The sequence below is a fragment of the Ruegeria sp. HKCCD4315 genome (genome assembly GCF_013112245.1).
Classification (GTDB): Bacteria; Pseudomonadota; Alphaproteobacteria; order Rhodobacterales; family Rhodobacteraceae; genus Ruegeria.
This window is the reverse complement of record NZ_WVRN01000001.1, coordinates 1,736,977-1,759,172: the sequence shown is the minus strand read 5'-3', so window position 1 is coordinate 1,759,172 and position 22,196 is coordinate 1,736,977. Positions and strand designations below refer to the sequence as shown.

Annotated in this window: 24 protein-coding genes; 13 read left to right on the top strand and 11 right to left on the bottom strand. The window is 56.9% G+C overall.

What is annotated here, in order from left to right; translation table 11 throughout:
- Positions 1-18: 18 nt before the first annotated feature.
- The 5 genes from GS646_RS08860 to cobA form a co-directional block, all read right to left on the bottom strand.
- Positions 19-426, bottom strand: coding sequence for a DUF934 domain-containing protein (locus GS646_RS08860; RefSeq protein ID WP_171182971.1), 408 nt, complete (start codon positions 424-426; stop codon positions 19-21).
- Positions 423-1,184: a phosphoadenylyl-sulfate reductase gene (locus GS646_RS08855; protein ID WP_171182973.1), complete on the bottom strand. Its 762-nt coding sequence runs from the start codon at positions 1,182-1,184 to the stop codon at positions 423-425. Before GS646_RS08855 ends, GS646_RS08860 begins: the two co-directional genes overlap by 4 nt.
- Positions 1,174-2,838: a nitrite/sulfite reductase gene (locus GS646_RS08850; RefSeq protein WP_171182975.1), complete on the bottom strand. Its 1,665-nt coding sequence runs from the start codon at positions 2,836-2,838 to the stop codon at positions 1,174-1,176. Before GS646_RS08850 ends, GS646_RS08855 begins: the two co-directional genes overlap by 11 nt.
- A gap of 66 nt (positions 2,839-2,904) precedes the next feature.
- Entirely contained in the window at positions 2,905-3,219 is a 315-nt protein-coding gene (locus GS646_RS08845; protein WP_171182977.1) for a DUF2849 domain-containing protein, read from the bottom strand.
- Positions 3,219-3,995, bottom strand: coding sequence for a uroporphyrinogen-III C-methyltransferase (gene cobA / locus GS646_RS08840; protein ID WP_171646882.1), 777 nt, complete (start codon positions 3,993-3,995; stop codon positions 3,219-3,221). Before cobA ends, GS646_RS08845 begins: the two co-directional genes overlap by 1 nt.
- 144 nt (positions 3,996-4,139) lie before the next feature.
- Between cobA and GS646_RS08835 the strand changes: the two genes are divergently transcribed.
- A complete protein-coding gene (locus GS646_RS08835) occupies positions 4,140-4,622 on the top strand; it encodes an Lrp/AsnC family transcriptional regulator (protein ID WP_171089735.1) in 483 nt (160 codons plus the stop codon).
- A 34-nt stretch (positions 4,623-4,656) separates the two neighbouring features.
- Here GS646_RS08835 and GS646_RS08830 read toward each other — a convergent pair whose 3' ends face one another.
- On the bottom strand, positions 4,657-5,838 hold the full coding sequence (locus GS646_RS08830; RefSeq protein ID WP_171646884.1) for a cytochrome P450: 1,182 nt from the start codon (positions 5,836-5,838) through the stop codon (positions 4,657-4,659).
- On the opposite strand from GS646_RS08830, the gene GS646_RS08825 reads away from it, so the two are divergent.
- From GS646_RS08825 to GS646_RS08795, 7 genes are all read left to right on the top strand, one after another.
- On the top strand, positions 5,837-7,618 hold the full coding sequence (locus tag GS646_RS08825) for an ATP-binding protein (protein ID WP_171182983.1): 1,782 nt from the start codon (positions 5,837-5,839) through the stop codon (positions 7,616-7,618). The genes GS646_RS08830 and GS646_RS08825 overlap by 2 nt on opposite strands.
- Complete coding sequence (locus GS646_RS08820; protein WP_171182984.1) at positions 7,615-8,844, top strand: sigma-54 dependent transcriptional regulator; 1,230 nt, start codon at positions 7,615-7,617, stop codon at positions 8,842-8,844. The genes GS646_RS08825 and GS646_RS08820 overlap by 4 nt, the downstream gene beginning before the upstream one ends.
- Before the next feature lie 292 nt (positions 8,845-9,136).
- Entirely contained in the window at positions 9,137-10,138 is a 1,002-nt protein-coding gene (locus tag GS646_RS08815; protein ID WP_171089743.1) for a DctP family TRAP transporter solute-binding subunit, read from the top strand.
- 116 nt (positions 10,139-10,254) lie between these two features.
- Positions 10,255-10,932: a TRAP transporter small permease gene (locus GS646_RS08810; RefSeq protein WP_171089745.1), complete on the top strand. Its 678-nt coding sequence runs from the start codon at positions 10,255-10,257 to the stop codon at positions 10,930-10,932.
- Entirely contained in the window at positions 10,932-12,308 is a 1,377-nt protein-coding gene (locus GS646_RS08805; RefSeq protein ID WP_171182986.1) for a TRAP transporter large permease, read from the top strand. The genes GS646_RS08810 and GS646_RS08805 overlap by 1 nt, the downstream gene beginning before the upstream one ends.
- A gap of 151 nt (positions 12,309-12,459) precedes the next feature.
- The gene (locus GS646_RS08800; protein WP_171182988.1) at positions 12,460-12,771 is read left to right on the top strand and encodes a multidrug efflux SMR transporter; all 312 of its coding nucleotides are present in this window, start codon (positions 12,460-12,462) and stop codon (positions 12,769-12,771) included.
- A 65-nt stretch (positions 12,772-12,836) separates the two neighbouring features.
- On the top strand, positions 12,837-13,283 hold the full coding sequence (locus GS646_RS08795; protein WP_171182990.1) for a nucleoside deaminase: 447 nt from the start codon (positions 12,837-12,839) through the stop codon (positions 13,281-13,283).
- Between the two features lie 9 nt (positions 13,284-13,292).
- Here the strand turns inward: GS646_RS08795 and tpiA are convergent, their stop codons facing one another.
- Entirely contained in the window at positions 13,293-14,042 is a 750-nt protein-coding gene (gene tpiA / locus GS646_RS08790) for a triose-phosphate isomerase (RefSeq protein ID WP_171182992.1), read from the bottom strand.
- Positions 14,043-14,152: 110 nt separating this feature from the next.
- A complete protein-coding gene (locus tag GS646_RS08785) occupies positions 14,153-14,518 on the bottom strand; it encodes an iron-sulfur cluster assembly accessory protein (protein ID WP_171089755.1) in 366 nt (121 codons plus the stop codon).
- A 216-nt stretch (positions 14,519-14,734) separates the two neighbouring features.
- On the opposite strand from GS646_RS08785, the gene GS646_RS08780 reads away from it, so the two are divergent.
- Positions 14,735-15,076: a hypothetical protein gene (locus GS646_RS08780; protein WP_171182994.1), complete on the top strand. Its 342-nt coding sequence runs from the start codon at positions 14,735-14,737 to the stop codon at positions 15,074-15,076.
- 40 nt (positions 15,077-15,116) lie between these two features.
- Here GS646_RS08780 and GS646_RS08775 read toward each other — a convergent pair whose 3' ends face one another.
- The 3 genes from GS646_RS08775 to GS646_RS08765 form a co-directional block, all read right to left on the bottom strand.
- Positions 15,117-15,479 carry an SUF system Fe-S cluster assembly protein gene (locus GS646_RS08775; RefSeq protein ID WP_171174302.1) on the bottom strand — a complete coding sequence of 121 codons (363 nt, stop codon included), beginning with the start codon at positions 15,477-15,479 and terminating at the stop codon, positions 15,117-15,119.
- A 94-nt stretch (positions 15,480-15,573) separates the two neighbouring features.
- Positions 15,574-15,852 (bottom strand): NfeD family protein, encoded by a 279-nt coding sequence (locus GS646_RS08770; RefSeq protein ID WP_171089761.1) that lies wholly within the window; start codon positions 15,850-15,852, stop codon positions 15,574-15,576.
- Positions 15,852-16,742 carry an SPFH domain-containing protein gene (locus tag GS646_RS08765; protein WP_171089763.1) on the bottom strand — a complete coding sequence of 297 codons (891 nt, stop codon included), beginning with the start codon at positions 16,740-16,742 and terminating at the stop codon, positions 15,852-15,854. Before GS646_RS08765 ends, GS646_RS08770 begins: the two co-directional genes overlap by 1 nt.
- Before the next feature lie 175 nt (positions 16,743-16,917).
- Between GS646_RS08765 and GS646_RS08760 the strand changes: the two genes are divergently transcribed.
- From GS646_RS08760 to lon, 4 genes are all read left to right on the top strand, one after another.
- Entirely contained in the window at positions 16,918-17,829 is a 912-nt protein-coding gene (locus GS646_RS08760; protein ID WP_171182995.1) for a nucleoside hydrolase, read from the top strand.
- A gap of 63 nt (positions 17,830-17,892) precedes the next feature.
- On the top strand, positions 17,893-19,023 hold the full coding sequence (tgt, locus tag GS646_RS08755) for a tRNA guanosine(34) transglycosylase Tgt (RefSeq protein ID WP_171646886.1): 1,131 nt from the start codon (positions 17,893-17,895) through the stop codon (positions 19,021-19,023).
- 93 nt (positions 19,024-19,116) lie between these two features.
- Positions 19,117-19,524, top strand: coding sequence for a DUF6636 domain-containing protein (locus tag GS646_RS08750; protein WP_171646887.1), 408 nt, complete (start codon positions 19,117-19,119; stop codon positions 19,522-19,524).
- A gap of 223 nt (positions 19,525-19,747) precedes the next feature.
- Positions 19,748-22,156: an endopeptidase La gene (gene lon, locus GS646_RS08745; RefSeq protein WP_171089769.1), complete on the top strand. Its 2,409-nt coding sequence runs from the start codon at positions 19,748-19,750 to the stop codon at positions 22,154-22,156.
- The last annotated feature ends 40 nt before the right edge of the window (positions 22,157-22,196 follow it).

Below are 22,196 nucleotides of genomic sequence, written 5' to 3'. Positions count from 1 at the left end.
AAGCTGGCGATGGCGGTGTCAGCCGCGCAAGCGGGCCTGATAGTTGTTGTCTTGCCATTTGGAACGCGCCAACCACTGATCTTCGGGCTGACGATCCGCAAGGGCGTGATCAATTTCGACCTCATCGAAACCGCAGCGGCGGGCCATGGCGTATTGGTCCGCCAGCACGTTGCCTTTGGCGCGCAGGCGGCCTGTGTAGCCTTTCAGGCGCAGGACGCGTGCAATGGTAAAGCCGCGTCCATCCGCTGAGGACGGGAAATCGACGCGCACCATCTTGGCACTGCCCAAACGGTCTATCAATTCATTCGGGTCGGTGTCCGAAGCGACGTCCAGCGCGACCACATCATTGGCGGCATCGTCCAGAGTGACAAAGCCGTCGGTCCAGTCATCGGGCGAAAAGCCCTCATCCGTTACGATTACGTTCATGTTTTCTCTCCGGCGCGCATCATCTTGCCATCGACAAAATGGATGCCGCATTCTTCCTTGTTCTGGTCGCGCCAGCGCCCGGCGCGGGGGTCTTCGCCCTCTTTGACCGGCGAGGTGCAGGGCGCACAGCCGATCGAAGGGTATCCTTTGGCCACCAGCGGATGCCGGGGCAGGTTGTTTTCTTCCATGTAGGCGCGCACGTCTTCGCGCGCCCAATGGGCCAGCGGGTTAACCTTGATCCGGCCCGTGCCGTCCTCGACCTCAAAGAAGTCAAGCGCGGCGCGAGTGCCCGACTGAAACCGTTTGCGCCCGGTGATCCAGCCGCAATAGCCCGTCAGAGCCTTTTGCAGCGGGAAAGTCTTGCGCAGGTTGCAGCACGCATCCGTATCCCGCAGACGTAACGCACCATAAGGGTCGTCACGCTGAACATCCTCATCATCTGTACGAATGATTTGGACATTCTTCAGGCCCAGACGCTCGCTGACCTCCTGCTGGTACTCCAGCGTTTCGGTGAACAGCATCTGCGTGTCTACGAACAGCACCGGGGTCATCTTGTCGACCACCGCGGCCATGTGCAGCAACACAACCGACTCAGCCCCAAAGCTTGAGACCAAAGCCAATTTGTCAATTTCCTCCAGCGCGCCGTGCATGACGTCATGCGCACTGTGGTGTCGGAACCGGGCGTTCAGCGTTTCGACTTTTTCGGTCAGCTCGCTGCGATCTTTGCCCAGTTCCGTCTGGATCAGGTCAAGCGGCATTCGCCTGAGCCTCGGGGTAGAGAGCGGCCTTGAACGGAGCCATACCGACGCGGCGGTAGGTCTCCAGGAAGGTTTCTTCAGCGCTCTCCCGCTGGGTCAGGTATGTGTCGACGATGCGTTCCACTGCCGGCACGATTTCATCATAGGCAAATCCTGGGCCTGTGCGGTCGCCGACTGCAGCGGTTTCAGTCGCGTCGCCACCCAGAGTGATCTGGTAATTCTCGACGCCTGCACGATCCAGGCCCAGGATGCCGATGTGGCCCACATGGTGGTGGCCACATGCATTGATGCAGCCCGAGATTTTGATCTTCAGGTGGCCAATATCATGCTCCAGCTTCAGGTCTTCGAAACGCGTTGCGATTTCCTGCGCCACGGGGATCGAGCGGGCCGTTGCCAGCGCGCAGTAGTCCATGCCGGGGCAGGCAATGATGTCGCTGATCAGGCCGATATTGGCGGTCGCCAGTTCGTACTCTTTCAGCTTTGCATGGATCGCAGGCAGGTCCGACTTGTGGACATGCGGCAGGATCACATTCTGCTCGTGGCTGATGCGCAGCTCGTCATAGGCGAACTCTTTGGCCAGATCGGCCATCACGCGCATCTGCTCGGCAGTCGCATCGCCCGGCGTCGCGCCATGTTTCTTGATCGAGATCGTAACGATCGCGTGGTCCGCGTTTTTGTGCGGTGCGATATTGGTGTCGACCCACGAACGGAAAACCGGATCGTTGGTGTAGGCGCTTTCGAACGACGCAACCGAACCTTCGCGGAAGGCAGGGGCAGCAAAGTGGCCCTTGATTTCTTCCAGCAGCGCCATGTCGGCACCTTTGAACTGCGGGCGAACCTGCAGGAAACGCTCGTTGACCTTGGCGCGGATGGCATCGATACCGTGCTCATGCACGGTGATCTTGATGCGCGCCTTGTATTTGTTGTCGCGGCGGCCGATCTGGTTCCAAACCGAAACGGTGGCTTCGAGGTAGGCCAGCAGGTCGTCAAACGCGACGAATTCGGAAAGTTCCTTGCCGATCATTGGGGTCCGGCCCAGTCCGCCGCCCACGATCACGCGCGCGCCCAGAACACCATCACGCTCAACCAGTTGCAGGCCGATGTCGTGTGCTTTGATCACGGCGCGGTCGTTTTCGCTGCCGGTGATGGCGATCTTAAATTTACGCGGCATGAACTGGAACTCCGGGTGGTCGGTCGACCACTGGCGCAGCAGTTCTGCGTAAGGGCGCGGGTCAGCGATCTCATCCGCGGCGGCACCGGCAAAGTGATCTGCTGTCACGTTGCGGATGGTGTTGCCCGAGGTCTGAATGGCGTGCATGCCAACCTCGGCCAGCGCGTCCAGCATATCTGGCACGTCGTTCAGCTTGGGCCAGTTGTACTGAATGTTCTGACGGGTGGTGAAATGGCCATAGCCTTTGTCCCACTTTTCGGCCAGCAAGGCCAGCTGGCGCATCTGCGCGCTGGACAGGGTGCCGTACGGAATGGCGACCCGCAGCATGTAAGCATGCAGCTGCAGATACAGGCCGTTCATCAGGCGCAGGGGTTTGAACTCATCCTCAGTCAGTGAGCCGTCGATACGACGCTCGACCTGCGCGCGGAACTGCTTGTTGCGCTCTGCCAAAAAAGCTGTGTCAAACTCGGAGTAGCGATACATGTCTAGCTGTCCTTGGTTGCAGCCCCGAACCTTGGGGCCATAGAAGGGGAGAGAGAGGGCCTGAGGTCAGGCCCGGGGCTGCGAGGAAGATTCCTGTTTGCCGTGGGCATAGTTGGACGGACCAGTCCGGCGGAAGTCTTCCCGAAAATGGGTGGGCTCAGGGCCGTGTTCACCAGCAACGGCGTCAGCCAGATAGGCACCCACAATCTTGTTCGCCTGACGCTCGGCATCCAGCAGACGCACCTGGGCATGCGCTTCATCGGTGATCAGTTCCGCATCGGAAAGATCGCGCGACCAGCGGTCGTCTTCGGTTTGATAAATCACATCACCTTCCAGCAGATCATTTGCGGTGACGACTTTGGGGGTAAAAGCGCGGGCCATCAGGCAAGCTCCTTATTGAATTCAGTCACGGCCTGCGCCGCTTCGCGCGGGGCAAGGCCATAGAAGGTCAGGGCAGGGCCGTCCAATTCAGCGGCGGCCAGATCAGTTGGCAGTTTGTCCAATGTGGTGGCCAGAATGCGTTGGTTCGGGCGCGAGGCGTTTTCGACCAGCGTGATCGGAGTTGCACGATCCGCACCGTGCATGATCAGACGCCCTTGGATGAACCGGGCCGATTTCTTCCCCATGTAAATCGCAGCAACCGATCCTGCGCGGGCCAGCGCGGCCCAGTCGTGATCGGCGAAGCCCTTCATGTCGTGCCCGGTCAGAAACCGCACGGAAGAGTTGCGGCCCCGACGGGTCAGGCTTTGCCCAATGCTTGCAACAGCCGCAGATGCAGCTGTAATGCCGGGGATGATTTGCCAGTCAATGCCAGCGGCCTCGACCGCTTCGATTTCTTCATCCAGACGACCAAACACGGTTGGGTCCCCTGACTTGAGGCGCACCACGCGCTTGCCCTTTTGGGCATAGTCCACCAGAAGCGCATCAATATCGCTTTGCTTCCAGGACGGCCCAAACCCGGCTTTGCCGACATCAACCAGTTTTGCGGTTTGGCCGGCCAAATCCAGCACAGGTGCGCTGATCAGGCGGTCATGCAGTACGATATCAGCCTGCTCAAACGCGGTGAGCGCTTTGAGCGTTAGCAATTCGGGATCACCGGGACCGGCGCCGACAAAGTCGACGTGTCCTTTGGATCTGATTGTGAGCATGTCCTGCATTGGATCGTCTCGGGTGTGGTTTGACTTGGCCTCCAATATAGGAAATATTCCCGCTAAAGCGCCATATGGGCGGTTAAATAAGAACACATGTTCCATTATTGTTGAGAATTGGAACGAAAACCTCGAATTGGAAGGAAAACTGGAATGTCGGTTCGAATAGACGAAACGGATCGGAAAATTCTGGCCGAGCTGCAACGCGATGCGGGTCAGTCGCTGGATGAAATCGCGGCCCGTGTAGGCAGTTCCAAGACGCCGGTTTGGAATCGCATCCGTAAGCTCAAAGGGGCCGGTATCATTGGTCAGCAGACAGTTTTGCTGGACGCCGAAGCGCTTGGATTCGAGGCGACATTCTTCGTCTTGATTCGTACGTCCGAGCACGAGGCCGAATGGCAGCGCAAGTTTCTGAAAGCGTTGCGCGATCACCCCGAAGTGCAAGAGGCACACAGGCTGGCTGGCGACATCGACTATATCCTCAAAGTCAGGGTCAAGAATGCACGCGCCTATGACGTTTTTTATCAATCACTGATTTCAGAGGTGCGGGTGCACAACGTCACGGCGCTTTTGTCGATGGAAGAAATCAAATCCACCACAATGCTGCCGTTGAACGCATTGGTTGATAAGGCGTAGCAGTGCGGGCTGACAGCAAGGTGGAAACGCGACTTCAGATTTGTACCAGAACCTGCTCCAAGCCATGGAAATGATAACTGTCCGAATAAGTCGGGGGCGCGGCCAGCCGTAGGTCTGGACAGGCATCGAACAGGATTGGAAGCGCGATACGCATTTCCAACCGTGCCAAAGGTGCACCAACGCAGAAGTGGATCCCGCCACCAAAGCTGGTGTTCACATCGATAGACCGCGTGGGGCGGAAAGTGTTCGGTTCTTGCCAGACAGCGGGGTCGTGGTTCGCGGCCCCCAGCAACAAAGCAACCTGATCGCCGCGTTTGAATCTATGCCCAAAAATATCGACATCCTCGTAGGCATAGCGCGTAAACATATGCAGGGGCGGGTCATAACGCAGGATTTCTTCGATGGTTGAGTCAATCTTGTCTGGTCGTAAGACGCTTGGGTCTGTTTGCGTTTCCAGTAAGGTTTTGACCCCATTCCCCAGGGAATGCACCGTCGCTTCATGACCGGCATTCAACAGCAGAATACAGGTCGCGACCAACTCCTCTCGGGAAAGTTTCTCGCCTTCCTCTTCTGCAGCGATCAATCGTGTAATCAGATCGTCACGCGGGTCACGCCGCTTCTGGTCGATGTAGTCTTCCAGAAACGTTGTGAATTCCTGCGCCGATTGTGCTGCCTTGTCTTCGGTGTCCCGCGTTCGATTGGCTTGGTACATTGCCACCATGTCGTGCGACCAGCGCAGCAAGTCCGGTGCCATGTCTTCGGGTACTCCCAGCAGACGACAGATCGTAATCACGGGGACCTGAGTGCAATAGGCATGCAAAAGGTCAAACGGCTCTTGTGGGAAATCCCGGATCAGATCATGACAAAGGGTTTCAATCGAAGGCTGCAGTGCGGAAATCGCCCGTGACGTGAAGGCCCGCATGACCAACGCCCGCAGACGCGTGTGCCGTGGTGGCTCGGCTTCAAGCAGCGAATGGGCTTCGACCGACAACCATGGGGCCAGATGTGCAGGGCCTTGTGTTGCGTGCTCGGGCGGAACTTCGCGCCCGAACCGGCGATCCTTCAGCAAGGTGCGGACGGCCTGGCAGGACACAGCGGCAACCATGCTGTAATCGGTCCAATAGAACAGATCTCCGGCTTGTCGGGCTGTGTCGTAAAACGGATAGGGGTTCTGGACGAAACCAGGTTCTGTCGGGGATTGTGAGAGCGACTTCATGCGACGCACACTTGCCACGCGCCGCGTTGAATGCAAGACCCTGTACATGCACAGGGTTTGGTTCATAGCCGGTTTTCTGATTGCCGTCGGGGTACTGTCCGGATTCGTCTGGTCTTATGGCTACCGTCAGGCGCTGTCTCAACTGAGTGAAAAGGCCGAAGCTGATCTTGAACTGGCGGCCGACCGGCTGAGCACGCAAATGCAAGTGTATCAAGAGCTTGCAGTGCTGATGGCGACCCATCCGATTCTGCAAGAATTAGATCAACAAGCCGACAAGCGACAAGCTCAGGCAATGTTGCTGGACGTTGCCGACAAGACAGCGGCAGTCAACATGATGTACCTGGACCAAAAAGGGCAGGTATTGGTTTCAGCGCAGCCTGTGTCTCAGCCCGACATGGCCGAACACCCCGCTTTCCGTCGTGCAATGCAGGGGGCCTTGGGCAGTGCGCATGAGGTTACGCCTGTCGGAGATGATCGGATCTACTCTTACGCTGCGCCTGCTTTCGGCCCATTTGGTCAGATCACAGGTGTACTGATGGTTGTTGCCGATGTTCAGGATGTAGAGCAGACGTGGCGTGGCAGTACCGAGGCGGTTTTCTTTGTTGATGCAGAAGGTGTTGTGTTCATCTCGAACAGGTCGGACCTGCTGTTTTGGTCTCGCGAGGAAGGAGAGGCAGGACTAACACCGCCCAACGGCGCGGCGGTCGACTTTGCTTCGACGCGCGTCGGTGGGCATGAGCTGTGGAAATTGAACTGGGGGCGCTATCTTCCGCGCGATGCTTTGCACCTTACCCTCGAATTGCCGGTCATCGATATGACTGCCGAGGTATTGGTGGACGTGGCCCCAGCCCTGCAACTTGCGCGACTTCAGGCAGCCGCAGTCGCAGCAATCTGTTTGGCATTTGGTGCAATGCTTTTTCTTGCGATGGAACGGCGGCGGACGCTGGCAGAAGCCAATGCGGTTCTGGAAAGTCGAGTCGCCAAACGGACCCTCGACCTGACGGTTGCAAACGACAGCTTGCAAAAAGAGGTCGCGGAACGACAGGAAGCCGAAGCGGCGCTGCGGCGCGCACAGGCGGACTTGGTTCAGGCCGGAAAGCTCAGCGCGCTTGGGCAGATGTCAGCAGGGATCAGCCACGAGCTGAACCAGCCCCTGATGGCGATCCAGCAGTTTGCTGATAATGGCACAGCGTTCGTGGAACGTGGAAAACCCGAGAAAGCGGGCGAGAACTTGGGCCGCATTTCTGAGATGGCTGCGCGTATGGCGCGGATCATCAAGAACCTGAGGGCCTTTGCCCGCAACGAAAGCGAACCGATGGGGCGCGTGGATTTGGTGCAGGTTCTGAATACGGCCGTTGAACTGACCGAAGCCAGGCTGAACACGGAAAACGTGGCCATGGATTGGCAACCGCCAAACGCGCCTGTTTACGCTTGGGGTGGTGAGGTAAGGCTTGTGCAGGTCTTTGTGAACCTGATCAACAACGCCGCAGATGCGATGAGCCAGCAGGATGAACGCCTCATTCAAATTGTGATCAATAATGGCGAGAGGCTTTCGGTCACTGTACGTGACATAGGCCCCGGCATCGAAAACACGGAAAAGCTGTTTGAGCCGTTCTACACCACCAAGGCCGTAGGTTCGTCCGAAGGAATGGGGCTGGGGCTTTCGATTTCTTACGGGCTGGTTCAGAGTTTCGGTGGAAACATTCGCGGGACCAACGCGCCCACTGGCGCGATGTTTACTGTAGATTTGGAATACTATCGGGAAGACGAGGCGGCATGACCCGAAAAGTTCTTTTGGTCGACGATGATGCAGCCGTACGTGAGGCTTTGGCACAAACGCTTGAACTGGCGGATGTTCAACCGACTACGGCAGGCTCTTTTGTCGCGGCCAAGGATCATATCCGAGCGGACTTTCCCGGTGTCATCATTTCGGACATCCGAATGCCGGGTCGGGATGGGTTTCATCTGTTGACCTACGCAAGAGAGGTCGATCCCGATCTTCCCGTCATTCTTCTGACCGGTGAAGGGGATATTCCCATGGCTGTTGATGCAATGGGTAAGGGCGCGTTCGATTTTCTGGAAAAACCCTGTGCCGCGTCCGATCTGCTGGATGTGCTGGAGCGTGCATTCGCAGCCCGAGCCGAAGTCATCGAGCAGAGGGCAATGAGATCCGAACTGGAACGCGGTGACCCGGCCGCACGATTGCTGTTTGGCCTTTCGCCGCAGGCCGAGGCGTTGCGCGAAAGGGTTCGCGCCGTTGCACTCACACAGGCCGAAGTTCTGGTGACTGGCCCTCCTGGCAGTGGCATCTCAAAAGTGGCCGAGGTTGTGCACCTGATGTCATCTGTGGGGCAGGGACCGTTTGTGAAAAGACCGGCCTCGACGCTCAGCCCCGAAGATCTGGCCCGCAGTTGTGAGGATGCAGCGGGTGGGTCGCTGTTTCTTGACGAGGTTTCGGCCATGCCGCAGGCCACGCAATTTGCGGCGCTTGAACTGATCGAACAAGGGCCGGGTGGTCGGATCATTGCTGGCACCACCGCTGATCTGTCTGCCTTAAGTGCCGAAGGCCGTTTCAATGCCGATCTTTTCTATCGGCTGGACGTGATGCGCGTTCGGATTCCATCTTTGGCAGAGCGGCCAGACGATATTCCCGTTATCTTTCGTCACTACGTGGCTCAGGCAGCTGAGCAGGCAGGGATCCCGGTTCCTGAAATCTCATCGGAACATCTGGCAGCGTTGATGGCCAACGATTGGCCCGGGAACGCGCGGTCGCTCATGTCCGCCGCGATGCGCTTTGTTCTGGGGATGCCGGAAGAGGTCGCACAGGCCACAGATCTGGGCCTCAGTGAACAAATGGCGCGTGTTGAACGATCGTTGCTGATCGCGGCGTTGGGGCGGCACAATGGAAAAGCGTCTGATGCGGCAAAGGCGCTGAAGCTTCCGCGAAAGACCTTTTATGACAAGCTGGCGCGCTACCAAATCCGGCCAGAGGATTACCGCAGGTAATTCAGCCGACAAACGCAACCTCCATATTGATTCGCATGGATGATTCGGAAATTGTGCGGAAATCCGCACAAGTGGCATTTTCATGTGTGCGGATTTTCGCACGTCGAAGAAAAGGTGATTCTTGGCGTTGTGTTTGGTTTGATGTAACACAATGAAATTACATGAATAAATGCCCTCATCTGACTGTCAGACGGAAATGTTGTGTGGTTGCGGCTGAGTCGGTTCACTGCACGCCATACGGCGCCAACCCGGCGCTGAACGCTTGTTTCTAGGAAGTCTGGGAGGAAAACAGATGAAGATTTTGACAACAGCCGCAACGGCTCTGGCGCTGACGGTCACCGCAACTGCGGGGATGGCGGCATGTGACGACGGTGAGATTGTTGTGAAGTTCGCGCATGTGACGAACACCGATAAACACCCCAAAGGCATCGCGGCCTCGCTGCTGGAACAGCGCGTCAATGACGAGATGAACGGCGTGATGTGCATGGAGGTCTATCCGAACTCGACCCTCTACAATGACGACAAGGTGCTTGAGGCGATGCTGCAAGGCGACGTTCAACTGGCCGCGCCGTCCTTGTCCAAGTTCGAGAAATTCACCAAGCAGTTCCGCTTGTTCGACCTGCCGTTCATGTTCAAAAACATTGATGCCGTAGACGCATTCCAGGCGTCGGCCGATGGTCAGGCAATGAAAGACAGCATGCAGCGCCGTGGCCTGCAGGGTCTGGCCTTCTGGCACAATGGCATGAAGCAGATGTCGGCCAACAAGCCGCTGGAAGATCCGTCAGACGCAAACGGCCTGAAGTTCCGCGTGCAGTCCTCGGACGTGTTGGTTGCGCAGATGGAAGCGATCGGTGGCAGCCCACAGAAAATGGCGTTCTCGGAAGTTTACGGTGCGCTGCAGCAGGGTGTTGTGGACGGGCAGGAGAACACCTGGTCAAACATCTATGGCAAGAAGTTCTTCGAAGTTCAGGACGGCATCACCGAGACCAACCACGGTATCATCGACTATCTGGTTGTGACCTCGGTTGACTGGCTGGACAGCCTGGACCCGGAAGTGCGTGATCAGTTCACAACCATTCTGGCCGAAGTGACCGAGACCCGGAACAAAGAAGCCTTTGCAGTGAACGAAGCGGCCAAAGCCTCGATCACTGACGCGGGTGGTATCATTCGTGAGCTGACACCTGAACAGCGTCAGGCGTGGGTTGATGCAATGAAGCCTGTCTGGGATCAGTTCGCAGGTGACGTTGGTCAGGACAAGATCGACGCGGCACAGGCCATCAACGCCGGTTTCTAAACCGGATCGAGGCCACGCGTCCGGGGACTGGGGAGTATTCGACGCGTAGGCCGGGCGGGCTGACAAAGCCCGCCCACACACACTCTCTCATCATCAAAAAATGCGGGGACAGATAGATGTCTGGTGCGAAATCCGGCCAAGGCGGGCTGGTCGACCATATCGAAGAAACCCTGATTGCGTTGCTGTTGGGCCTGATGACGGTCGTAACCTTTGCCAACGTGATTGCGCGGTTTGTATTTAATTCCAATATCCTCTGGGCGCTTGAACTGACGGTGTTCACCTTTGGCTGGCTGGTGCTGCTGGGTGCGTCTTATGCGGTGAAGAAACATGCGCATTTGGGTGTGGACGCTATTCTGAACATGCTGTCGCCAGCGCCACGACGCATTCTGGCGCTGATTGCAGTGGGCTGCTGCCTGGTGTTTTCTTTGCTGATGCTGAAAGGGGCCTACGACTATTGGGCCGTCTTTGCCGATTTGCCGCCCACATCCGGGCGCTGGTTCCCGACCGGGTTCAATTTCGACGCCCGCAGCCAGAGTTTTTATGAGGTCGACGACATTCCGATGGTCGCGCCTTTGAGGTTCCTTGAGGACCTGATCAACTATGGCGAGTACTACGAAAAACTGCCCAAGGTTGTCCCGTATTTCATCCTGCCTTTGTCGATGTTGCTGCTGGTCATCCGTTTTGCGCAGGTCGCCGTTCAAATTTGGCGTGGTGAGACGGATCGCCTTGTCGCCAGCCACGAAGTCGAGGACGAGATCGAAGAAGTCCGCGCTCAGCAAGGAGAGCATAACTGATGGACGTCATTCTTCTCTTCTCGATGGTCATCGGCCTGCTGCTGATCGGTGTTCCGATTGCGGTTGCGCTTGGCCTCAGCTCGACCTTGTTCCTGCTGATCTATTCCGACAGTTCTTTGGCCTCGGTCGCGGGAACTTTGTTCGAGGCGTTCGAGGGGCACTTTACCCTTCTTGCGATCCCGTTCTTCATTCTGGCCTCGTCCTTCATGACAACGGGCGGCGTGGCGCGGCGGATCATCCGGTTCTCGATTGCCTGTGTTGGGCACTTGCCCGGTGGTCTGGCGATTGCAGGCGTGTTTGCCTGTATGCTGTTTGCCGCACTTTCGGGTTCGTCCCCGGCAACCGTTGTGGCCATCGGTTCGATCGTCATCGCCGGGATGCGGCAGGTGGGCTATTCCAAGGAATTTGCTGCTGGTGTGATCTGTAACGCGGGTACACTTGGCATCCTGATCCCACCATCCATCGTGATGGTTGTGTACGCCGCTGCCGTCGAGGTTTCGGTTGGGCGCATGTTCCTGGCGGGTGTCATTCCGGGCCTGATGGCGGGCCTGATGCTGATGATCACCATTTACGTCATGGCCAAGGTCAAGAACCTGCCCAAAGGTGAATGGAAAGGCTGGGGAGAGGTCTTTATCTCGGCTCGCGAGGCCGGTTGGGGTCTGTTTCTGATCGTCATCATTCTAGGCGGTATCTACGGTGGTATCTTTACCCCGACCGAAGCCGCTGCTGTTGCCGCTGTCTACGCGTTCTTGATCGCCAGCTTTGTTTACAAAGACATGGGGCCGCTCAGCACAGAAGAAGGTCAATCCAACCTGTCATTGCTGAAGAAGCCATATGCGCTGGTGACGGCTTTCTTCCACCCGGACACGAAGCACACGCTGTTCGAGGCGGGAAAGCTGACGGTCACGCTGCTGTTCGTCATTGCCAACGCGCTGATCCTGAAACACGTGCTGACGGATGAGCAGGTGCCCCAGCATATCGCAAGTGCCATGCTGTCAGCGGGTCTTGGGCCGGTCACTTTCCTGATCGTGGTCAACGTGATCTTGCTGATCGGCGGTCAGTTCATGGAACCCTCGGGTCTGCTGGTCATCGTGGCCCCGCTGGTGTTCCCGATCGCCATCGAACTGGGTATCGATCCTATCCACCTGGGCATCATCATGGTAGTGAACATGGAGATCGGGATGATTACTCCTCCGGTCGGGTTGAACCTGTTCGTGACCTCTGGCGTGGCCGGGATGCCGATGATGAGTGTTGTGAAGGCGGCGCTGCCGTTCCTGGCGGTCCTGTTCGTCTTCCTGATCATGGTGACGTACATACCGTGGATATCGACCTTCCTGCCCAACACCTTCATGGGGCCGGAAATCATCACCAACTAGCGGGCCTGACCCGTATCGCCGGGCGGTTGCGACTGCCCGGCCTTTTCGTGCCTTGAAACACCCGCGCGGGTGCTTATCTGAAGGGCAGAGGACGACCTCCCCAACACGGGTAGATCATGCGGGACGACCCGCTTTGACAAGAGGTCATCTCATGGCATGGATCATGCTGCTTATTGCCGGAATTCTTGAAGTTGTCTGGGCGGGTGCGATGAAGCAATCCGCCGGGTTCACTCGGCTTTTGCCGACCGCGATTATGGGAGTGTCCATGATCGGGTCTTTCGGTTTGTTGGCGCTGGCGATGCGCGAGCTGCCGCTGAGCACTGCCTATACGATCTGGGTTGGCATCGGCGCAGTAGGGGCTTTTTTGGTTGGGGTTACCCTGCTGGGCGAGGCGGTAACGCCGCTACGCATTCTGGCGGCGCTGCTGATCATTGCCGGAATTATCACCATGAAGCTGGCCTGATCCGTTGACGGTCGGGGCGCCATTGGGCAGGCTGCCGGTACACGCCCCAACCAAGGATCATCCCTATGTTGACCGAGACCGACAGCCGCCTGCTGCGCATCGCCTTTGATGAGGCGAAAGTCGGGTATGATGAGGGCGGCTGTCCCATCGGTTCGGTCCTGGCCCGTGGGGGCGAGGTTGTGGCGCGCGGACGGAATCAGAGAGTTCAGGGCGGTGATCCGATTGCACATGGCGAGATGGACGCGTTACGCAAGGCCGGGCGGCAGAAATCCTATCGCGACACGGTGCTTTACACGTCGCTGTCGCCCTGCATGATGTGTTCGGGCACCATCGTTCAATTCGGTATTCCGCGCGTCGTGATTGGTGACACGCAGAACTTCGGAGGCAACGAAGACTTCCTGCGCGAGCGCGGGGTCGAAGTGGTAATTGCCGATGACCCCGACTGCATCGCGTTGATGCGACGGTTTATCGAAGAAAAGCCCGAGCTTTGGGCCGAGGATATTGCCGAATAACGACTGGGGTCAGATGCTTTCCAGCGCCTGAATAATGCCCGAGAAATCCGTAGCCTTCAGACTGGCCCCACCGACCAAAGCGCCATCCACATTCGAGACCGCAAAGATATCGGCCGCATTGCTGGGTTTGACGGACCCGCCGTAAAGCAGTCGCACTGACCGGCCCACGCCTTCGCCAAAACGACGTTCCAGCCGGGCGCGCATGAAGTCGTGAACCTCGCCGATCTCTTCCAAGGTGGGGACCTTTCCAGTGCCGATCGCCCAGATCGGCTCGTATGCGACGATCAGGTTTTCGCCGGTGGACTGATCCGGGATCGACCCGGACATCTGCCCGCCAATAATATCGAGCGTGTTGGCCGCCTCACGCTGTTCCAGACTTTCACCGACGCAAATGACCGCTTTTAGGCCCGCGTCCATCGCCGCGCGGGCTTTGGCGCGTACATCCTCGTCATGCTCTCCGTGATCCACGCGCCGTTCTGAATGGCCCAGAATGACCGAAGTCGCACCGGCATCCAGCAGCATATCTGCGCTGATGTCGCCCGTATGCGCCCCGGAATGTTCCGCGTGACAATCCTGCCCACCAACAGTTATCGCTGAGCCCGCCACAGTATCGGTGGCACGGCTGAGCAAGGTGGCGGGAGGGCAGATCAGAATATCGACTGAGGCTTCGGGATGGTTTTGTGACAGCGTTTCAAGTTCACTCAGCGCTGAGCCGGTTCCGTTCATCTTCCAGTTTCCAGCCGCCAGCTTCCGCCGCATACCCGTATCTCCCTGATCATTCGATGATTTAAGGATGCGGATAGCATTGTCTGCGCAATCTTACAATTCCGCTTGCAGACCTGACAGGGAATGGTGCCTCGATCGATGATTTAGCTTTGCTGAGCGATGGTTTCGTCGAACTTGATCGATTCACCGCAGCCACAGGAATCAACAACATTCGGGTTCTTGAACTTGAACCCTGATTCCAGCAGCGACACTTCGTAGTCGATCTCGGTTCCGAACAGGAACATTTGCGCCATCGGTGCGATCATCACCCGTGCACCATCTTGTTCGACAACCTCGTCATGCGGATCTGCCTGATCCACATATTCCATGGTATATTCCATGCCTGCACAGCCGCCTTTCTTGACGCCAATGCGCAGGCCAGCGTGACCGCCTGAATTCATCAGGCGGGTGATCTGCTCTGCGGCTTTAGGCGTCATGGTCACAGCCTGTTTGCCGGGGATGCCGAACATGTAAGTCTCCGTTGTCGCGCGTCCTACTCAATTTAGGGCTCAATGGTCGCAGGCTCAAGATCGACCGGGTTAAAGATTTACGCAAGAACGCTCATATTGCGATGCAAGGTTGACGCCCTGCAACCTTGCATTGCGCCAGAAAGCGGGTTTAGCTGTGTCTGAACACGCAGATTGCAGTGTTGGGAGAGAACATTTTGGGATGGAAAGGATATTGTTATGAATAAGTTATTGAGCGTTTCTAAACCTGTTCTGCAAGGATCAATCTTTGCTCTGGCGGTTGCCGGTTTCCCATCCGGGGATGCATCAGCCGCCACGGACGCTGAAAGGCATCCGGTCAACTGTGCAACAGCCGAGGGCGATCTGCGCGCGATTGAAGCCGAAAAGAAACATGCCGAAGACAAGCAATTGGAAAGCGTTGCCTCGCTGACTCCTGCTGGGGCTTTGCTGGGTCTGGTCACGGGAACCGAGCACAAACACTTGCAAATGCTGTCTGGCGACTATGTCAAAGCGCTGAGCGACCGGGCGGCAGAAATCAAAGAAACCTGCAATCTAAATTGATATGCATTCGGGCAAACAGGCAAAGCGCAGGGCTTTAGGTTTACATAAAGCCCAGTTCCAGTCGCGCTTCGTCTGACATCATCTCCATGCCCCAGGGCGGTTCCCAGGTCAGTTCAACGTCAACTTCTTTGACGCCCGCGACCGGTTCGATTGCTTCCACGATCCAGCCGGGCATGTCACCGGCGACGGGACAGCCGGGCGCGGTCAGGGTCATGATCACCTTAACTGCGTTATCCGCAGTAATATCAATCGTGTAGATCAAGCCGAGGTCATAGATGTTGACCGGGATTTCCGGGTCGTAGACTGTGCGGCACGCTTCGACCACGGCGTCGTACAGTGGGTGTTCAATTGTTGACGGCGCAATCAGCGGGGTGCCTTCAAACTGTTCGCTCGGGTGAGTCATCTTTGCCTCGGGTCAGTTGCCTGACTGATTATATAGGGAATAGCCGCAACAGCGTCCAGTGGTGGCGTGGCGCTCAGACGAGCGCCATCGCGATTCAGTCATTAATATCATGCTTGAAGGTTTTGACCTGACCATGCGGCAGCGCAAAGAGTTTGCGCAAGACAAGCCATGCGATCAACGACAGCACTGCAAAGACCAGCGCGAGGACATGCAGTGACATTGTCAGGCCCGGAATCACGAGAACAAGACCCGTAATCGCTGCGCCAATGGCGAAGCCAAGAAAGATAAACCCTGGCAGAACAATCTCGAGAATCCCCAGCGCCAGCGCTGCGGCCAGCCAGATCCACCAGGTCAGCCAAAAGGGATCAGCCATCATTTTCCTCCCTTCAGCATTTTGAACGCATCTCCAAATGCTTCAAGCGCGTTTGCGGGCACAACTATGGTTTGCTTGCCAGAACCGTTGCCCAAAGCATTAAGGGCTTCAACCTGTTTCAAAGCAACCTGATATTGCGCGGCCTCGATCCCGTTGTCCTGAATGGCCTTGGCGACCACGCCCGTAGCATAGGCTTCGGCTTCGGCCTGAATGCGGCGGGCCTTGGCGGTTTGTTCAGCGGCATAAAGTTCGGCATCAGCGTGCAGCTCCACGGCGCGTTTCTGACCCTCGGCCTCGGTCACTTGCGCGCGGCGGGCACGTTCCGCGTTCAACTGCTGCAGCATGGCATCACGCGTGGCCTGATCCAGATTCACATCCAAAATTTCAGCGCGGGTGACTTCGATACCCCAATCGTCAACGGCGGTTTCGACGCTTTCCTGAATGCGTGTGATCAACTGCGCGCGGTTCGATTGTACCTCGTCCAGATCCATCTTGCCGATTTCGGCGCGCACGATCCCGGCTACAGTGGTTGCAATCGCGCCGTCTACGTCCCGGATGCGGTAAACCGTCTTTTCCGGCTCGAGAATACGGTAGAAGACCGAGGTATCAATCTGCACCAAAACGTTGTCCTTGGTGATTGCGTCTTGTGTCGCATTGGGCAACTGGCGCTCGAGGATCGAGATTTTGTGGCGTGCAACATCCAGAAACGGAACGATGAAGTTGATGCCGGGGCCAAGCACCGAATGCAGGCGGCCGAACCGCTCAACCACGTATTTCTCAGACTGCGGCACAATCTTGATGCCTTTGAGAATAACAACAATCACCAGCACAGCGGCCAGTAGCAAAACAATGTTTGACGAAATCAATCCGATGATTTGATCTTCGATCATTCTGTCCTCTTAGTTTTGTGTACTATGGTATACATATTGGGATTGAGTCGCCCAATTTCAACTCTGGTATGAGTGGAACGGGCCGGTATGCAAATGCCTGAACGTACGAAAGTGGTCTGGAAATTTGCCGCTGTGGCGGCTTTGCATCCAACAGCGTTTGCGGTATCGGGCGGGGATGAAACTGATTATCGACACTGATCCCGGCATCGACGATGCCATGGCCATTGCTTATGCCGCCGCCGCACCGGAAATTGACCTGATCGGTCTTACCACGGTGTTTGGAAACACGTATGTTCACCAATCCAGCCGCAACGCGCGGTTTTTACTTCACAAGCTGGGGTTGGACTTGCATGTGGCCGAAGGAGCTGCGGTGCCGATTGGGGCGGACACACACGCCCCGTCAGAGCACGTTCACGGCCGCGAAGGTTTTGGTGATTTGACCGAAATCCCGGAGATTGGAGAGAACCACGCATTGCCAGCAGCCGCGTTTCTGGTTGAGATGGCCCGAGCCCACAAGGGCGAACTGGTGGTCTGCGCCGTGGGTCCCTTGACCAATATTGCAAACGCGATGCGCCTGGACCCGGAATTTGCAGGCAACCTGCGCGAACTGGTGATCATGGGGGGCGCGGTCTATTGCCCGGGCAACATCACCCGGCACGCCGAAGCCAATATCTATCACGACGCTCTTGCCGCTGAAGAGGTCTTTTCCGCACCGCCCAACACTGTTCTGGTCGGATTGGACGTGACCCTGAAGACGCTGTACGAAACGGCGGACTTCGAAGCATTGGCGCAAAAGTCACCCGATATGGGGGCGTTTCTGCGCGATATCTCTCGGTTCTATCTGAAGTTCTACAAAGAGATCGGGGGGCTGGAAGGCTGCGGCCTGCACGACTCAACAGCTGTGATCGCGTGTTCCCATCAACCTATGTTCGACATGGTTGAAACCGGGCTGCGGGTTGTCACTGAAGGCGATCAAATGGGGGCGACACAGCCAGATCCTGAACGACCTGCGATCCGGGTGTGTCGCGATGTGGACGGGGCAGGTGTTGTTCGTCTTTTCACCGACCGCGTGTCCTCGCTGCCCTGACGGGTTGCAAAGACGGAACGGATCGGGCAAAGCCTGCCCGGTTCGGCGATCCGAGGCGATGACATGACGCAGAAATTCTCATTTGAGCTTAAGGCGACAGACGGCAAGGCACGCACGGGTGTGATCAGCACGCCGCGCGGAGAGGTGCGGACGCCGGCCTTTATGCCTGTGGGCACAGCCGCGACGGTCAAAGCAATGATGCCCGAAAGTGTGCGTGCCACCGGGGCGGATATTCTGCTGGGCAACACCTATCACCTGATGCTGCGTCCAACAGCGGAACGGATTGATCGTTTGGGCGGGTTGCACAAGTTCATGAACTGGGACCGCCCCATTCTGACCGACTCGGGCGGGTTTCAGGTCATGTCCTTGGCAGGGCTGCGCAAGCTGACCGAAAAGGGCGTGACCTTTAAATCTCATATCGACGGATCAAAACACGAACTGACACCCGAGCGGTCAATGGAGATTCAGCGCTTGTTGGGCTCGGACATTGTGATGTGTTTTGACGAATGCCCCGCGCTGCCCGCCGACCGGGATCGCATCGCCGAGTCCATGCGGTTGTCGATGCGTTGGGCCGAACGGTCGCGTGACGCGTTTGGGGATCGTCCGGGTCACGCCCTTTTTGGCATCATGCAAGGTGGTCTGGAGCAGGACTTGCGTGAAGAAAGCGCCCAAGCACTTAAATCCATTGGGTTCGAAGGCTATGCAGTAGGCGGGCTGGCCGTGGGTGAGGGGCAGGAGGCCATGTTTGGCTGTCTCGACTACGCCCCCGACTTTCTGCCTGAAGACAAGCCGCGTTATTTGATGGGTGTCGGCAAGCCCGACGATATCGTTGGCGCCGTCGCGCGTGGGATCGACATGATGGACTGTGTGTTGCCATCGCGTTCCGGCCGCACGGGGCAAGTGTTCACACGTCGCGGCGTGGTCAACATCAAGAACGCGCGCCATGCGGATGACCCACGCCCGCTGGACGAGAATTGCACATGTCCCGCCTGTTCGAACTATTCGCGCGCCTATTTGCACCATGTATTTCGGGCAAACGAGATGATCTCGGGCATGTTGCTGACCTGGCACAACCTGCATTACTTCCAAGAGATCATGCAGGGCATGCGCGATGCGATTGCTGCGGGAACCTTTGACGTCTGGCAGGCCAAGTTTCACGCGCAGCGTGCGCAAGGCGATATTGAACCCTTGTAACCTTTCCCTTCGGGTGACTATTGCATGGTTTCCTGGTATTCTGGGGCCACTTCAAGCGATGCCATTTTAGTCAGTGACCCCGGAGAGTTTTTCATGTTTCGCCTTGTTCTCGGCGCAGCAATTTTCTGCGCGACGCCAGCCATGTCAGATGTTTGGACTTTTGAAACCCCATCCGAAAACATTCAATGCTCGGTCGGGGAAAGTGCGTCGTCCTCGGATATTCAATGCACCATCATAGAAAAATCCGGCCCACCAGCGATGCCGCGCCCCGCGAATTGTCAATCGGACTGGGGGCATGATTTTCTGATGTTCGACACCGGCCCGGTAGAGATATTGTGCCAGCCGCTGAACCGCAACAAAGACGGCTATGATCGTGCGGAATATGGGGTCACCGGTCAGTTCGGAGGATTCACCTGCAGCTCTTCGACAAAAGGTCTGGAATGTCGCAACAAAGACGGTCACGGGTTTTTCTTGTCTCGCGCAGTGCAACGGGTGTTCTGACCTTTGAAGTGCATGTTGCCTATGCATGTCGTGTTAATTTCGGTGGATATGTTCCTTGGACGTCTTGCAGTCCCGAAAACCTCGGTTCATGCTGAAACATGATACACGGCGGTAAGGTTGAAAAAGGGCGATGAGGCCCCACCTTTATCGTCCAAGACAGGAGACGGCCAAATGTTGCCTCGATGAGGGACAAGCGCCGTCTTGCCAACGATAAGGATAGAGCATGCAAGAGCCTCTGAATTCCTCATACCCCGTCCTGCCGCTGCGCGACATTGTGGTGTTCCCGCATATGATTGTGCCTCTTTTTGTAGGCCGCGATAAATCGGTCCGCGCGCTGGAAGAGGTAATGCAGGATGACAAGCAAATTCTTTTGTCCAGCCAGATCGATCCCGGCGTCGATGATCCCGATGTAGACGGTATCTATCGCTCGGGCGTTCTGGCCAACGTTCTGCAACTGCTGAAATTGCCCGATGGCACCGTGAAGGTGCTGGTCGAAGGGCAGGCACGTGTGCAGATTACCGAGTTTCTTGAAAACGAACAGTTTTTCGAAGCCCGTGCCGAATATTTGACCGAAATTCCCGGTGATGTAACAACAACCGAAGCCCTGCTGCGCACTGTCGCGGATGAGTTCGAGCGCTATGCCAAAGTGCGCAAGAACATCCCCGAAGAGGCGCTGGCGGCTGTGGGTGAAACCACCGAGCCTGCCAAGTTGGCTGACCTTGTGTCAGGTCATCTGGGCATTGAAGTGGAGCAAAAGCAGGAACTTCTGGAAACCCTCAGCGTCAGTGAGCGGCTTGAGAAGGTCTATGGCCTGATGCAGGGCGAGATGTCGGTTCTGCAGGTCGAGAAAAAGATCAAAACCCGCGTCAAATCCCAGATGGAGAAGACGCAGCGCGAGTACTATCTGAATGAGCAGATGAAGGCCATTCAGAAGGAGCTTGGCGATGGCGAGGACGGCTCGAACGAAGTTGCCGAGCTGGAAGAGAAAATCGCCGAGACCAAGCTGTCGAAAGAGGCGCGCGAAAAGGCCGAAGGCGAGCTGAAGAAGCTGCGCAACATGAGCCCGATGTCGGCTGAGGCCACAGTCGTACGCAACTATCTGGATTGGATCCTGTCCTTGCCCTGGGGCACCAAGTCCCGCGTCAAAAAGGATCTGGGCCGCGCGCAGGACATTCTGGATGCCGATCACTATGGGCTTGAGAAAGTCAAAGAGCGTATTGTTGAGTACCTCGCGGTCCAGCAGCGTTCGAAGAAGCTGAAAGGCCCGATCCTGTGCCTTGTTGGCCCTCCGGGTGTCGGTAAAACCTCGCTTGGTAAATCGGTTGCAAAGGCCACGGGGCGCGAGTTCATTCGCATCTCGCTGGGCGGTGTGCGCGACGAATCCGAGATTCGGGGTCACCGTCGAACCTACATCGGCTCGATGCCCGGCAAGATCATTCAGGCACTGAAAAAGGCGAAAACCACGAACCCGCTGATCTTGTTGGATGAAATCGACAAGATGGGGCAAGATTTCCGTGGCGATCCAGCTTCGGCGATGCTGGAAGTGCTCGATCCTGAGCAGAACAGCACATTCATGGATCACTATTTGGAGGTCGAATATGACCTGTCCAACGTGATGTTCCTGACCACGTCGAACAGCTATAACATGCCTGGGCCTTTGCTGGACCGGATGGAGATCATCCCGCTGGCCGGTTACACCGAAGAGGAAAAGAGCGAGATCGCAAAACAGCACCTGATCAGCAAGCAGGTCAAAAACCATGGCCTGAAGGCCAAGGAATTTGAACTGACAGATGAGGCGCTGCAATCGATCATCCGCACCTACACCCGTGAGGCGGGCGTTCGGAACCTTGAACGTGAAATCGCCAAAGTGGCGCGGAAATCGCTGACCAAGATCATCAAGAAAGAGGCGGAAACCGTTGAAGTTACGCCGGAAAATCTGGATGAGTTTTTGGGTGTGCCCAAGTTCCGGTATGGGCTGGCCGAGCAGGATGATCAGATCGGTGTTGTAACAGGTTTGGCCTGGACCTCGGTTGGGGGCGATCTGCTACATATCGAGGCGCTGAAACTGCCGGGCAAAGGGCGGATGAAAACCACCGGTAAGCTGGGCGATGTGATGAAGGAGTCCATCGATGCGGCTTCGTCTTACGTGCGGTCTATCTCGCCCAAAATCGGGGTGAAGCCGCCACAGTTCGACAAGATCGACATTCACGTCCACGTTCCGGATGGGGCGACGCCCAAGGATGGTCCGTCGGCTGGTCTTGCGATGGTGACGTCGATTGTCTCCGTACTGACTGGCATTCCGGTGCGCAAAGATATCGCGATGACTGGTGAGGTTTCTCTGCGCGGGAACGCAATGCCGATTGGTGGTTTGAAAGAAAAACTGCTAGCTGCCCTGCGCGGGGGTATCAAGACAGTCCTGATCCCGGAAGAGAACGAAAAGGATCTGGCGGATATCCCGGACAACGTGAAGGAAGGGTTGGAGATCATCCCTGTCAAACATGTCTCGGAAGTTCTCGAACAGGCGCTGGTGCGTACACCCGAGCCGATTGAGTGGGACGAAGCGGCAGAGGAAGCTGCAGCTGCGGCTGCTGCTTCAACCAAATCCGCGGATGCATCTGCTACAGCGCACTAGGCTGCGTATACAAAAAACGGGGAAAGGCAGAGCGGTGCTC